Here is a 12,986-nt window from a genome sequence, read left to right as displayed (position 1 = left end):
TTTAGGAGGGGAACATGGCTAAGACTTCGCTGAAAGTTAAGCAGACCAGAAAGCCTAAGTATTCAACAAGGGCTTATACAAGATGCAAGATTTGTGGAAGACCACATTCGGTTCTGAAGAAGTATGGCATATGCCGTATCTGCTTCAGAGAGCTTGCTTACAAGGGTGAAATCCCAGGTGTAAGAAAAGCAAGCTGGTAGGTTATTTTGCGCAGGCCTGTCACGCATGAAGCGCGCAGGAACCACGTGGAGAAAGGAGAAAAACTGTAATGGCAATGACAGATCCAATAGCAGATATGCTAACTAGAATTAGAAATGCCAACACAGCCGGACACGCTAAGGTAGAAATCCCAGCGTCCAAGATGAAGAAGTCTATCGCAGAAATCCTTAAGAACGAGGGATTTATCAAGGACTTTTCAGTAGCTCAGGACAACGCACAGGGAACTATCACTGTAGAGTTAAAGTACGGCCCAAATAAGGAAAAGACAATCTACGGGATCAAGAAAATCTCGAAGCCAGGTCTCAGAGTTTATGCTAAGGCTGATCAGGTACCTAAGGTGCTTGGCGGTCTAGGAATCGCTATCGTTTCAACATCTAAGGGTGTTATAAGCGACAAAGAAGCTCGTAAGCTCGGAGTTGGCGGAGAAGTTATTTGTTACGTTTGGTAGGAGGTATAAAATATGTCAAGAATAGGCGTTAGACCAATTACAATCCCTGCCGGCGTAGAAGTAACGGTTGAGGATAATAATGTAATTAAGGTAAAAGGCCCTAAGGGCGAGCTGTGCCAGCCAATCGCTGAAAACCTAACTGTTGAGATCGAAGAAAACGTTCTAACAGTTAAGAGACCATCCGACTCAAAGCAGGATAAGTCTCAGCACGGACTCGGAAGAACACTTATCCACAATATGGTAGAGGGTGTTTCAAAGGGTTATGAAGTAAAGATGACAGTTAACGGTGTTGGATATACTGTTGCAAAGCAGGGAGACACACTCGTTATGAAGCTAGGTTTCTCGCACCCTGTAGAGATGAAGGACCCAGCAGGAATCACAACAGAGACTCCTGATGCTACAACAATCATCGTTAAGGGCTGCGACAAGGCAGAGGTAGGAAACTATGCTGCTAATATCAGAGCTTGGAGAAAGCCTGAGCCATATAAGGGCAAGGGTATCATCTACGATGGAGAAGTTGTACACAAGAAGGAAGGAAAGAGCGGAGCTTCCGCATAGAGAAGGGAGGATTTGAGAAATGGCAAAAGCAAGCAGAAATGACAGAAGACTCAAGAGACATGCCAGAGTCAGAAAAGACGTTTTTGGAACTCCCGAGAAGCCAAGACTGTGCGTATTTAGATCGAACAGCAATATTTCAGCTCAGGTCATCGATGACGTTAACGGAACAACTCTTGTATCCGCATCGTCTCTCGATAAGGAACTTAAGGCAAGTATTGCAAACGGTGGAAATAAAGACGCAGCTAAGCAGGTAGGCAAAGCGGTAGGCGAAAAGGCTGTAGCTAAGGGCATCAAAGAGGTTTGCTTCGATAGAGGCGGATACCTTTATCATGGCAGAGTTAAGGAACTCGCTGATGGTGCACGTGAAGCAGGATTAGAATTCTAAGGGAGGATACAGAATGCGCACGAGAATAGATGCATCTAAGCTTGAACTTACTGAAACCATCGTTAACATCAGACGTGTTTCGAAGACTGTAAAGGGCGGAAAGAACATGAAGTTCTCCGTTACTCTCGTAGTTGGAGATGGCGCAGGCCACGTAGGTATTGGCCTTGGAAAGGCTCAGGAGATTCCTGAAGCTGTAAGAAAAGCAACTGAAGATGCTAAGAAGAAACTAATATTCGTACCTATGGTAGGAACAACAGTTCCTCACCAGACTGTAGGAATTTTCGGAGCAGGCAAAGTTTTAATCATGCCTTCAGCAGAAGGTACTGGAGTTATCGCAGGTTCATCTGTACGTACAGTACTAGAAGCTTGTGGACTCAAGGATGTTAGAGCTAAGTCGCTTGGTTCGAGTAACACAGGAAACATGGCACTTGCAACTCTAGAAGGACTGAGAAGTCTCACAACTGTAGAGGAAGTTGCTAAGCGTCGTGGTAAGACACCTGAAGAAATTTTAGGATAGGAGGAAGACGCAAATGGCAAAGGCATTAAAGATTACTTTAGTTAAGAGTGTTATTGGCGCAACTCCTAAGCAGAAGAAGACAGTAGAAGCTCTTGGCCTCAAGAAGCTACATCATTCGGTTGAGCTAGCTGATTCGTCCGCAACACGCGGCGCAATTGCTAAGGTTTCTCATCTTCTAGATGTAGAAGAGCTATAGGAGGTGCAGGACAATGAGACTTCACGAATTAAAGGCAGCTGAGGGTGCAACCAAAGCTCGCAAGAGAAGAGGTCGCGGTCAGGGTACTGGTCTCGGAACTACTGGCGGCAGAGGTATGAACGGTCAGAACTCCAGAAGCGGCGGCGGTGTTCGTCTAGGCTTCGAGGGTGGCCAGATGCCACTATACAGAAGAATTCCTAAGAGAGGATTTACAAATCGTTTCGCTAAGGAATATGCAGAAGTTAATGTTGCAGATCTAAATAGATTTGAAGATGGAACAGTCGTAGACTTCGACCTAATGCTTCAGTCCGGGCTTGTTAAGCAGGTAAAAGATGGAGTTAAGGTTCTAGGAAACGGCGAACTAGAGAAGAAGCTAACTGTAAAGGCTGAGAAATTCAGCAAGAGCGCTGCTGAAAAGATTGAAAAGGCAGGCGGAAAGGCAGAGGTTATCTAATCATGGAACTTCTCAAGACACTCTCTAATGCATGGCATGTAAAGGAAATTCGTTCGAAAATTCTTTTTACACTCATGATAATGCTTGTTTTCAGAATTGGATCAAATATACCAGTTCCAGGAATCAATAGAGATTATCTTGCTCAGATGTTCCAGGGTCAGACAGGGCTTCTCGACTTGTTTGATTTATTTTCCGGAGGAGCATTCAGCAATTTCACAATATTTGCTTTGAGTATCACTCCGTATGTAACCGCTTCGATTATCGTTCAGCTTCTTACAATAGCATTTCCTTACTTCGAGAGGCTTTCGAAGGAAGGAAATGAAGGCCGTAAGAAAATGGCGACAATTACGAGATATTTAACCGTAGTGTTAGGATTGATTCAGGCAACAGGTTTGACGATTGGTCTTTTTAGAAGGGCAATTGTCAACCAGAATGCCTTTTCGATGATAGTAATCATAACAGTCCTGACAGCAGGAACCGCGTTCCTAATGTGGCTAGGAGAACAGATTAACGAATATGGTGTCGGAAACGGCATCTCGCTGATCATTTTCGGCGGCATTATCGCAAGAATTCCAACAGCAGTTAGAGGAATTCACACGCAGGTGAAAGAAGGAGCACTAAGTGTAGTTGCTGTTATTGCATTAATAGTTGTGGCAGTTTTAATCACTGTCGTAATCATACTGATGCAGCAGGGGACAAGAAAAATTCCAGTACAGTACGCAAAGCGTATGGTTGGAAGAAAGATGTATGGCGGCCAGTCAACCCATATTCCAATTAAGGTTAACCAGGCAGGAGTAATTCCTATTATCTTCTCGCTATCATTACTTCAGTTCCCATTGACGATAACTTACTTCGTTCCACAGTCTTCATTTGCTCAGTGGATGTCGAAGTACCTATCTCCATCAGGAAATCCAGGAATTTGGGTTTACGCAATACTAAATATCACGCTGACACTGTTCTTCACATACTTCTACACGGCTATCACATTTAAGCCAGAAGAAGTTGCAGACAATATGAGACAGAGTGGCGGTTTCGTTCCGGGAATTAGACCTGGTGCAGCAACTGAGGAATACTTATCTAGAATTATGTCAAGACTATGCCTTGTAGGAGGAATATTCTTGGCAGGTGTAGCTACTATTCCAACTGTAGTCAGTGAATTTACACCGTTACAGCTTTCGTTCGGTGGAACTTCACTTCTAATCGCAGTAGGCGTAGCGCTAGATACAGTGCAACAGATTGAGAATCAAATGCTCAACAGAAATTATCAAGGATTTCTTAAATAATCGTTTAGGAAAGGATGGCACATAACATGCTACGAGCTGTTTTACTTGGCCCTCCTGGAGCTGGTAAAGGCACGCAGGCGGCTAAGGTAATAGAAAAATACAATGTTCCACATATCTCAACAGGAGATATATTCCGCGCTAACATCAAGGAAGGAACAGAGCTTGGTAAAAAGGCAAAGGGATACATGGACGAGGGTAAGCTGGTACCGGATGAACTAGTAGTTAATTTGGTTACAGACAGACTTCAGAAAGACGACTGTAAGGAGGGATTTCTCCTAGATGGCTTCCCAAGAACTATCTTCCAGGCCGAGCAGCTGGATAAATTCCTATCTGAAAACGGTCAAAAGCTAGATATAGTTCTTAACTTCAAAGTTAGAAAGGACGTTCTCATAGAGCGTATTGCAGGAAGACGAGTATGCAAATCCTGCGGTGCAAGCTTCCATGTAGTGAATGTTCCGCCTAAGAAGGAAGGAATATGCGATGTGTGCGGTGGAGAATTATTCCAGCGCAAGGATGATAATCGCGAAACTGTAGAAAACAGAATTAATGTGTACGAGAGCGAAACTGCTCCACTCATTGGATATTATGAGAAGCAGAACGTACTCGCCAACTTCGACGGAGAGAAAACTCATAACGAGGTTTTCGAAGATGTCGTAAAGGCAATTGAGGCAAAATAGTCATGATAATAATTAAGTCGAAAAGAGAAATTGACATCATGCGTGAAGCTGCCAAGGTTACAGGTGAGATCCTTCGAGATATCGAGGGATTCATCAAACCTGGCATGACAACACATGCAATCGATAATTTTGTAGAGGAGAGAATACTTCACTACAAGATGAAGCCAACCTTTAAGGGATATGGCGGATTTCCTGCTGCGGCTTGCGTATCTGTTAATGATGAGGTAGTACATGGAATCCCTTCTAGAGACAGAGTGCTCAAGGAAGGCGATATTGTAAGCGTTGATACAGGTTCAACATACAAGGGCTATTGTAGCGATGCAGCTAGAACATATGCTGTAGGCGAAATCAGTGACGAGGCTCGTAAACTGATTGACGTAACGAAGCAAAGCTTTTTTGAAGGCGTTAAATATGCGATGGTAGGATACAGACTGCACGACATAGGACACGCTGTTCAGGAATATGCTGAGTCCAATGGATTCGGTGTCATTAGAGAGTATTTAGGACACGGGATTGGACGTGATCTTCACGAAGACCCGCAAGTTCCTAATTATGGGGATGCTCACACTGGGCCACACCTCAAAGAGGGAATGGTTCTGGCAATTGAGCCGATGATTACACAAGGTTCCTACGGAACCAGAGTTCTCGGTAATGACTGGACGGTCGTTACTGACGATGGACTGCTGGCAGCTCACTATGAGAATACCGTAGTAATCACAGACGGAGAGCCTGAGCTGCTCACGTTGATATAAGGAGACTGAATTTATGTCGAAAAAGAATTCGATAGAAGTAATGGGCACGGTCATCGACGCACAGCCAAACGCAATGTTCAAGGTTAAGCTAGAGAACGGCTTCGAAGTCCTCGCCCACATTTCCGGTAAGATCAGGATGAATTACATCAGAATTCTGCCGGGTGACAAAGTAAAGGTAGAATTATCACCTTATGATTTAACACGTGGGAGGATCACGTGGCGTGATAAGAACTAATTAAAGGAGGAGCTAATATGAAAGTTAGAGCTTCAGTAAAGCCAATTTGCGAAAAGTGCAAGGTAATCAAGAGACATGGAAAAGTCATGGTAATCTGTGAAAATCCTAAGCATAAGCAGAGACAAGGCTAGTAAAATAGGTTATAATATTATGACGTGCTGTTTTGCCGGGAACTCAGTACAGCTTTATTAAATGTAACCCCTGTCTATATCACCCCCGGGTTGGTGACGGAAGATAGGAAAGGAGGAAGAAATGGCAAGAATTGCCGGAGTTGACCTACCTAGAGATAAGAGAATCGAAATCGGTCTTACTTATATCTATGGAATCGGTCTAGTAACATCCAAGGACATCCTCGCTAAAGCAGGAGTGGATGGTGACATCAGAGTAAGAGATCTTACAGAAGAAGATGCCGGAAAGATTAGAAAGGTCATTGAGACTGAGCATATCGTAGAAGGTGATCTTAGAAGAGAAGTTTCCCTCAACATCAAGAGACTGATGGAGATCGGAAGCTACAGAGGAATCAGACACAGAAGAGGTCTCCCAGTTAGAGGCCAGAAGACCAAGACAAACGCAAGAACTCGTAAGGGTCCTAAGCGTCTTGCTGGCAAGAAGAAATAAGGACAAGGAGGTAGAGAAATATGGCAGCTGTTAAGAAGACAGTTAGAAAGAAGAAAAGAGAACGTAAAAACGTTGAAAGAGGCCAGGCTCACATCCAGTCCACATTTAACAACACACTAGTTACTCTAACAGATATGGACGGAAACGCACTATCATGGTCAAGTGCTGGCTCAAATGGCTTCAGAGGTTCGAGAAAGTCGACACCTTTTGCTGCACAGAGCGCTGCTGAGGTTGCAGCAAAGGCAGCTATGGAGCATGGTCTAAAGACAGTAGAGGTATACGTAAAGGGTCCTGGTTCCGGTAGAGAAGCTGCTATCAGAGCACTTCAGACTGCTGGACTCAATGTAACAATGATTAAGGATATTACGCCAATTCCTCACAATGGATGCAGGCCACCTAAGAAGAGAAGAGTCTAAGCGGAAGGAGGAGTAACAATACATGGCTAGAAATAGAGAACCAGTACTGAAGAGAGCTAAGGCACTAGGCATTGAGCCACAGTACATGGGTATAAATAAGAAATCTAAGAGACAGGCTCAGCAGAGCAGAAGAAAGAAGAGCGAGTACGGTCTTCAGCTCAACGAGAAGCAGAAGGTTAAGTTCGTATACGGACTTCAGGAGAAGCAGTTCAGAAATCTATATGCTAAGGCTGAAAAGAGACCTGGACAGGTTGGTACAAACCTTCTCGTAATGCTCGAGAGCAGATTCGACAACGTTGTATTCAGAATGGGTTTTGCAGCTACAAGAAGAGAAGCTAGACAGCTAGTTAACCACGGACACTTCCTAGTTAATGGCAAGAAGGCTAACATCCCTTCAATGGAACTCAAGGCTGGAGATGTAATCACTGTAAAGGAAAAGTCTCAGTCATCTCCTAAGTTCAAGGAGCTTAAGGATATGGTTATCACAACTCCACAGTGGATTAGCATTGATCTAGACAAGCTTGAGGGTAAAATCGTTACAGCACCAAGCCGTGAAGACATTGATCTACCAATCGCAGAGCACAGCATCGTTGAGTTCTACTCAAGATAGTCGCTCGATTAATTAATACGTTTGCATACGATGCACTAATTATTAATCGTCAGATCAGTAGATTTATGGGAGGAACAAAATGATTGAGATAGTAAAGCCAACAATTACTAAGGAAATCGATGAAAATGGACAGTACGGAAAGTTCGTTGTAGAACCTCTCGAGAGAGGATACGGTACAACGCTCGGAAACTGCATGAGAAGAATTCTTCTCAGCTCTTTACCAGGAGCAGCTATCACTTCTGTCAAGATTGACGGTGTACTCCATGAGTTCTCAACTATTCCAGGCGTCAAGGAAGATGTTACAGAGATTATCTTGAACCTCAAGAGACTTGCTGTAAGAATCAATGGCGACGAAGAGAAGAGAGCGATTATCAATGCTGTTGGTGCTAGAGAAGTAACAGCAGCGGATATCATCGTTGATTCCGATACGGAGATTTTCAATCCAGATTTACACATTGCAACTCTAGCAGAGAATGCAACTTTGGTAATGGAGATGAACATCGCTTCGGGAAGAGGATATGTACCTGCAGAGCAGAATAAGACAGATTCAACTCCTATAGCAGTTATTCCAGTAGACTCAATATTCACACCTGTTAAGAAGGTTAACTTCACAGTTGAGAATACAAGAGTTGGGCAGGTGACTGATTACGATAAGCTAACGCTTGAGCTTTGGACAGATGGTTCAATCACTCCAGAAGAGGGTGTTTCCATCGGTGCAAAGATCATGCTAGAGCACCTCAACCTATTCATTGGATTAGGATCTGAGGTGAACGAGATGGACTTCATGGTCGAGAAGAGTGAAGCTCGTAAGGAAAAGGCACTTGAGATGACAATTGAAGAGCTAGAGCTCTCAGTTCGTTCGTTTAACTGCCTCAAGAGAGCTTCAATCAACACAGTTCAGGAGCTAACTCAGCGTACTGAAGAAGACATGATGAAGGTTAGAAACCTCGGAATGAAGTCGCTTGTAGAAGTAAAGAATAAGCTTACAGAGCTCGGATTGAGCCTTAAGCCTAATGACGAAAACTAACTGAAAGGAGTAGAGACTGATGAATGGTTACAAGAAGCTGGGCAGAAATTCTGCACACAGAAAATCCATGCTAAGAAACCTCGTAACCGATCTATTCAGAGAAGGTAGAATTACTACAACTCTAGATAGAGCGAAGGAAGCAGGTCGTGAAGCTGAGAAGCTAATTACACTAGCTAAACGTGGAGATCTTCATGCAAGAAGACAGGTTCTCGCATACGTTTTCGATGAAGATGTAGTTACAAAGCTCTTTGATGAGATCGCACCAGAGTACGCTGAGCGTAATGGCGGATATACAAGAGTTCTTAAGCTAGGACCTAGACAGGGAGATAATGCGGAGGTCGTATATCTCGAGCTCGTATAGAGCTGTCGTCTAATCGATATAATTATAATAAAGAGTTCTCCGAGAGGAGGACTCTTTTTATGTTTAATTACAAGAAAATCACTATATTAGTATGAAAAATCACTATTTTTGCACAGGTATTGACACATGAGTAAATATAATGAGATAATACAATTATAAAAAAATTATGGTGTTTATGTGTTGGAATTAACATAAAACTGATTTTACGCTATGCAATAGCACTAATCAGAAATGCAAATTCCAGAATAGGTAGGGTAAAATTGAAAAAACGTACAATCACATCATTACTACTTGCTTTCATTCTTGTTACCTCGTTACTAGTAACAGGATGTTCAAAAGGAGGAAGTTCGAACACAGAGAAGAGTTCGTCATCGGGTACTATTGCTATCGTCAATCAGGATATAGGGGTTGAGAGCTCTGGTAAGACTGTTAACTACTCAGAGGAATTTATCAAAACACTTGATAAGAAGAAGTACAAAGTTGTTTCCAGCGCCTCTGCAGAGGAAGGCATCAAGAAGGGGACATATGCTGGAGCTATTTTCTTTCCTTCTGACTTGTCGGCTAATATTCTAAATATTAACTACCAGAACCCACAGCCAATAAAGCTAGAGTATAAGATTAGTAACAAGCTGAACAAAGCATCTCATGATGGAACACAAGATCGTGTCTTTGAGACATACAAGAAATTCAACGATAAGCTCGCATACGCATATGTTAACGCGATACTTGACGAGGTGGAACTAGGACAGTACAACGTAAGTGCTATCTTTAATAATGATGGTAGCAACCTGGCAGCTGCGAGAAAGCTTGCATCAGGAAATTACAATGCTGATTTCAAAATGCCTAACATGCCTGAGCAGAATGTTAAATACAATAATCAGGACACACGCAGACTCGCTGAAAACGGAAAATCATATGCTGCAGATTTAAACACATTATATAAAGAGGCATATGCTAAAAATTACGATACAATACGTGATGAACTATTATCGCCAACATTGTCTTATGCTGTATATGAGAAACTTGATCTAGTAAAGCGTGATATCGATGCTGCTGTAAATTACATTAACAATGTAAATAGATATAAAGAAGCAGTAGCAAAGTACAAAGAGGAAGTAGATAAATATCTTGCTACAGGAACAAACCGTGCTGATTTAGACGCTGCTAGAACAAAGGTCGATGATGCAGAGAGAATAGTTACGGATTCTGCTCCATCGTCGTCCGATATAGCAAATCATAAAAATGATTTAGTAAATGCCGTTAGAAACTATCAAGGAACTATGGGTGACCTGTCATCAAAGCTCAGCCCTGAAACTATGACAAGGAATAGTAATGCTGGAGTAAGCTCATCTGGAGCAACATACGAAAAGGCAATAAAGTATAGAATGGATGACTTCTTACAGATTCTAAATAGCACAACAGAGCAGCTTAACAAGGTTCAGAATGAGAATGTTTCGAAGCTAACTGCAGCATATTCAGAAAATAGCAAATTCACAATGGATACTGTAAAAGTTATGAACGAGACAAATGCTAAGAACCATGCAGCGCTTGATGCATCGGTAAATGCATTCAATAGAACTGCTGAAGCAAACAGCCTTGATACAAAAACAAGACTCAAGGCATTTAGCGAAATTCTGTCCAACGCTAAGGTTGAAGGCAGAGTAAGCAGTGATGTTATAAAGTTTTTAATACAGCCAACAATGCTGGTTGAAAAGAAGTAAAGCAAAGTCACTAAGGAGGAAGACATGACACAGATTAGACTAAATGCAGAAGGCCTATCACAGGCATCTTCAACTCTCAGATCACAGGGCAATGAGCTCGAAGGGCTTATTACACAGATGCAGAACGTTATTAACACTCTGCCTGATAGCTGGGAGGGTGCAGCTGCTAACGCATATGTTGAGCAGTTTGCCGGACTAAAGCCAGGACTAGACAAGACTAGAGAGCTAGTTGAGACAATCGCTAGACAGATTGACCAGTCTCTAGCCGCTGCACAGGAGCTTGACGCAAACATCGCAGGACAGTTCATATAAGCATTGTTGTCCTTCGGCATCTTATGGTGCCGAAGGATTTTTTGATGTTTAGGGGGTTAATATAACCGCTTATCAGAATTAATTTGGAGGTTAATATAACCGCTTATCAGAATTAATTTGGAGGTTAATATAACCGCTAATTAGAATTAAAAGGAAGGAATAATGAACATTACTGATAAAGTAAAGGGTAGAGGTAATGTGAATCGTATCGTTTTGATCACAACGATACTTTTTCTGGTGTTCACAGCATTCTCTTCCATATATGCATATGCAGATGGAACAGGCATATCACTAGATCCTGAGAGCATAAGTGGAGAGCATGGAAAAGAGGGAAATATTCTATCTCAATACGGATTCGCTGTCTTTACTGATGAAAGTATGGCGAATATGAAGGATATTAAAGAAAAGAAAGAAGCGGACCAGAAGCAGATGGTTTCTAATCTGTTTGCCGTAGATTGGCAAGGGACAGGAAGCTATGACAAAGAGGTACGAGATACTATAAATGAAGGGAAGCTATTTACGAAGGTAAACACGGGAGTAGAGAGCTCTTCGAAGACGGGGCATATCGGTATCGACACAATGAGAGTTATAGATGTATTGATCGTAGGAACTATGATGTGTCTTATCTCGGTAATATTTATTAGGTGGAGAAGGAAGAAACATGAAAATATCCATAACAATAGCGCAAGGTGACACTGAAACGAGTGTAATTATAGATGACAGGAGAAGAATCTCCGATGTTATAGGTGAGCTTGCACGACAGGGGTATTTACCAAGAAATTGCAAAGCATTCATGAGATCGGCTGTGCAGGAGCGAGTAATCAGCACTATTAACACCTTTCAGGAAGAAGGTATTTATTCGGGTGATAGAATTACGGAGATAAAGTAACTATGATTAAAATAAAAAAGAAAAAGAAAGCTGAGAGTAGTCCAGCTATTAATATAGAAGAAGCTAGCAGCGATAAGAATTATACTATACGCCACCTGAAGACGGATTATCCCGTTGGAGAGGATAGAATTAAGCAACTTGCACTTACAAGTAAGAGGCTTGTTCCGTGCGAGATAACGAGTGAGGATGACTACTATGTGTTTTCCTATGAGATAAAGGGACTTAAGACGCTCGATAGGGTAAAAAGTGCAAGATTGATTGATAAATATGAGCTTTTGATCAACGTGAGCTTCTTGGAGGAGCTTACTGATATATATTCATTTTCGCTTAATCCAGACAATTTGATGATTGATATAGGCTTTAGAGCATATGTACTGGATAGAACGTTCCAGACAAATGACAGTACTTTCTTAGCCGAGTATAAGGCTCTTGCCGGAGCAGTACTAGATGGGTCGCATTCGTATGAAGATTTTTTGAAAGGGGGAAATGATTTATTCTCCCAGACTGATGTGCTAAGCAAGGTACTAGCTGCAGATTCGGTAAACGGAGTAGTAAAAGCGGTAACTGAAGAGGCAGCTATTGAGCAGAAAAATTTAGACGAAAATTTCGTCACAGTGAAGAAAGAGGATATAACAAGACACAAGGTACTGCTACCGGTGCTATGTACCATTATGATTATCGCACTTTCGCTCCTCGGATACGAATATTTCTATAAAGGCAGAACTAATAAGAAAATCTTGAATGCTACAGAACAGTATTTTGCTGAAGATTACGGTTCGGTTGGTAAGACGCTAACATCGCTTAATGAAGGGAAAATGACGGATTCCACAAGATATATGGCAGCGGTTTCAGCCGTCAGAAGCAGTGGGCTTACAGCAGTGCAGAAGGATAACATTTTAAAGGCTATCAATAGATATAAGACGAACAAGGATTACCTAAACTACTGGGTGATGATTGGAAGAGAAGACTATATCGCTGCTGACGATTATGCTCAGAAGTTTGGAGATAATGAGCATCGTGTATTTGCACTAGCTCAGAGGCGTGCACAGGTGAGCAAGGATTCATCAATGTCAGGTGCGAAGAAGACGGCGACGATTAACAAGTTAGATGAAGAGATTAAAAAGCTTCTTGAAGCAATAAAAGAAGACAAGTATGGTCTGACTAACAAATCGGGAGATTCGAGAGCGTCGGCGCAATCAACTACCGAGGCAAGTAGTTCTAATGCGAGCAGCGCAAATTCAAGTGGTGATAATTCAAGCGACGAACCGAAGCTTCTTAATTAGAAGCATTGATCATAAATAAATTGCA

At 42.2% G+C, this 12,986-nt stretch carries 22 protein-coding genes; all 22 read left to right on the top strand.

Annotated elements, in window-relative coordinates:
* Positions 1–14 precede the first annotated feature (14 nt).
* The 22 genes from C5Q96_RS06155 to C5Q96_RS06050 all read left to right on the top strand — a co-directional run bounded on the left by C5Q96_RS06155 (position 15) and on the right by C5Q96_RS06050 (position 12,961).
* The gene (locus tag C5Q96_RS06155; RefSeq protein WP_094233368.1) at positions 15–200 is read left to right on the top strand and encodes a type Z 30S ribosomal protein S14; all 186 of its coding nucleotides are present in this window, start codon (positions 15–17) and stop codon (positions 198–200) included.
* Positions 201–268: 68 nt separating this feature from the next.
* Positions 269–667 carry a 30S ribosomal protein S8 gene (gene rpsH / locus C5Q96_RS06150; protein ID WP_106057514.1) on the top strand — a complete coding sequence of 133 codons (399 nt, stop codon included), beginning with the start codon at positions 269–271 and terminating at the stop codon, positions 665–667.
* 12 nt (positions 668–679) lie between these two features.
* Positions 680–1,225, top strand: coding sequence for a 50S ribosomal protein L6 (gene rplF, locus C5Q96_RS06145; protein ID WP_106057513.1), 546 nt, complete (start codon positions 680–682; stop codon positions 1,223–1,225).
* A 19-nt stretch (positions 1,226–1,244) separates the two neighbouring features.
* Positions 1,245–1,610 (top strand): 50S ribosomal protein L18, encoded by a 366-nt coding sequence (gene rplR, locus C5Q96_RS06140; RefSeq protein WP_106057512.1) that lies wholly within the window; start codon positions 1,245–1,247, stop codon positions 1,608–1,610.
* Positions 1,611–1,623: 13 nt separating this feature from the next.
* Positions 1,624–2,127 carry a 30S ribosomal protein S5 gene (gene rpsE / locus C5Q96_RS06135; protein WP_094233364.1) on the top strand — a complete coding sequence of 168 codons (504 nt, stop codon included), beginning with the start codon at positions 1,624–1,626 and terminating at the stop codon, positions 2,125–2,127.
* Positions 2,128–2,140: 13 nt separating this feature from the next.
* The gene (rpmD, locus tag C5Q96_RS06130) at positions 2,141–2,323 is read left to right on the top strand and encodes a 50S ribosomal protein L30 (RefSeq protein WP_094233363.1); all 183 of its coding nucleotides are present in this window, start codon (positions 2,141–2,143) and stop codon (positions 2,321–2,323) included.
* 13 nt (positions 2,324–2,336) lie between these two features.
* Positions 2,337–2,777, top strand: a complete 441-nt coding sequence (gene rplO, locus C5Q96_RS06125; RefSeq protein WP_106057511.1) for a 50S ribosomal protein L15 — start codon at positions 2,337–2,339, stop codon at positions 2,775–2,777.
* A gap of 2 nt (positions 2,778–2,779) precedes the next feature.
* Positions 2,780–4,060 carry a preprotein translocase subunit SecY gene (secY, locus tag C5Q96_RS06120; protein WP_106057510.1) on the top strand — a complete coding sequence of 427 codons (1,281 nt, stop codon included), beginning with the start codon at positions 2,780–2,782 and terminating at the stop codon, positions 4,058–4,060.
* Between the two features lie 14 nt (positions 4,061–4,074).
* Positions 4,075–4,737, top strand: a complete 663-nt coding sequence (locus tag C5Q96_RS06115) for an adenylate kinase (RefSeq protein ID WP_106057509.1) — start codon at positions 4,075–4,077, stop codon at positions 4,735–4,737.
* A 2-nt stretch (positions 4,738–4,739) separates the two neighbouring features.
* On the top strand, positions 4,740–5,489 hold the full coding sequence (map, locus tag C5Q96_RS06110; protein WP_106057508.1) for a type I methionyl aminopeptidase: 750 nt from the start codon (positions 4,740–4,742) through the stop codon (positions 5,487–5,489).
* A gap of 13 nt (positions 5,490–5,502) precedes the next feature.
* Complete coding sequence (infA, locus tag C5Q96_RS06105; RefSeq protein ID WP_009644424.1) at positions 5,503–5,724, top strand: translation initiation factor IF-1; 222 nt, start codon at positions 5,503–5,505, stop codon at positions 5,722–5,724.
* 17 nt (positions 5,725–5,741) lie between these two features.
* Positions 5,742–5,855, top strand: a complete 114-nt coding sequence (rpmJ, locus tag C5Q96_RS06100; RefSeq protein ID WP_009644389.1) for a 50S ribosomal protein L36 — start codon at positions 5,742–5,744, stop codon at positions 5,853–5,855.
* Positions 5,856–5,976: 121 nt separating this feature from the next.
* The gene (gene rpsM / locus C5Q96_RS06095; protein ID WP_094233358.1) at positions 5,977–6,342 is read left to right on the top strand and encodes a 30S ribosomal protein S13; all 366 of its coding nucleotides are present in this window, start codon (positions 5,977–5,979) and stop codon (positions 6,340–6,342) included.
* A gap of 20 nt (positions 6,343–6,362) precedes the next feature.
* Positions 6,363–6,758 carry a 30S ribosomal protein S11 gene (gene rpsK / locus C5Q96_RS06090; RefSeq protein ID WP_009644391.1) on the top strand — a complete coding sequence of 132 codons (396 nt, stop codon included), beginning with the start codon at positions 6,363–6,365 and terminating at the stop codon, positions 6,756–6,758.
* A gap of 22 nt (positions 6,759–6,780) precedes the next feature.
* Positions 6,781–7,368, top strand: a complete 588-nt coding sequence (gene rpsD, locus C5Q96_RS06085; protein ID WP_106057507.1) for a 30S ribosomal protein S4 — start codon at positions 6,781–6,783, stop codon at positions 7,366–7,368.
* Between the two features lie 79 nt (positions 7,369–7,447).
* Positions 7,448–8,395: a DNA-directed RNA polymerase subunit alpha gene (locus C5Q96_RS06080; RefSeq protein WP_094233356.1), complete on the top strand. Its 948-nt coding sequence runs from the start codon at positions 7,448–7,450 to the stop codon at positions 8,393–8,395.
* 19 nt (positions 8,396–8,414) lie between these two features.
* Complete coding sequence (gene rplQ, locus C5Q96_RS06075; RefSeq protein ID WP_094233355.1) at positions 8,415–8,756, top strand: 50S ribosomal protein L17; 342 nt, start codon at positions 8,415–8,417, stop codon at positions 8,754–8,756.
* A 260-nt stretch (positions 8,757–9,016) separates the two neighbouring features.
* On the top strand, positions 9,017–10,477 hold the full coding sequence (locus C5Q96_RS06070) for a YhgE/Pip domain-containing protein (protein ID WP_106057506.1): 1,461 nt from the start codon (positions 9,017–9,019) through the stop codon (positions 10,475–10,477).
* Between the two features lie 24 nt (positions 10,478–10,501).
* Entirely contained in the window at positions 10,502–10,789 is a 288-nt protein-coding gene (locus tag C5Q96_RS06065; RefSeq protein ID WP_106057505.1) for a WXG100 family type VII secretion target, read from the top strand.
* 162 nt (positions 10,790–10,951) lie between these two features.
* Positions 10,952–11,482, top strand: a complete 531-nt coding sequence (locus C5Q96_RS06060) for a hypothetical protein (protein WP_106057504.1) — start codon at positions 10,952–10,954, stop codon at positions 11,480–11,482.
* Positions 11,451–11,678 (top strand): hypothetical protein, encoded by a 228-nt coding sequence (locus C5Q96_RS06055; RefSeq protein ID WP_106057503.1) that lies wholly within the window; start codon positions 11,451–11,453, stop codon positions 11,676–11,678. The genes C5Q96_RS06060 and C5Q96_RS06055 overlap by 32 nt, the downstream gene beginning before the upstream one ends.
* 2 nt (positions 11,679–11,680) lie before the next feature.
* On the top strand, positions 11,681–12,961 hold the full coding sequence (locus C5Q96_RS06050; protein ID WP_106057502.1) for a type VII secretion protein EssB/YukC: 1,281 nt from the start codon (positions 11,681–11,683) through the stop codon (positions 12,959–12,961).
* The last annotated feature ends 25 nt before the right edge of the window (positions 12,962–12,986 follow it).

The sequence above is a fragment of the Mogibacterium diversum genome, assembly GCF_002998925.1.
Lineage (GTDB): Bacteria > Bacillota > Clostridia > Peptostreptococcales > Anaerovoracaceae > Mogibacterium > Mogibacterium diversum.
This window is presented reverse-complemented; position numbering and strand designations above follow the sequence as displayed.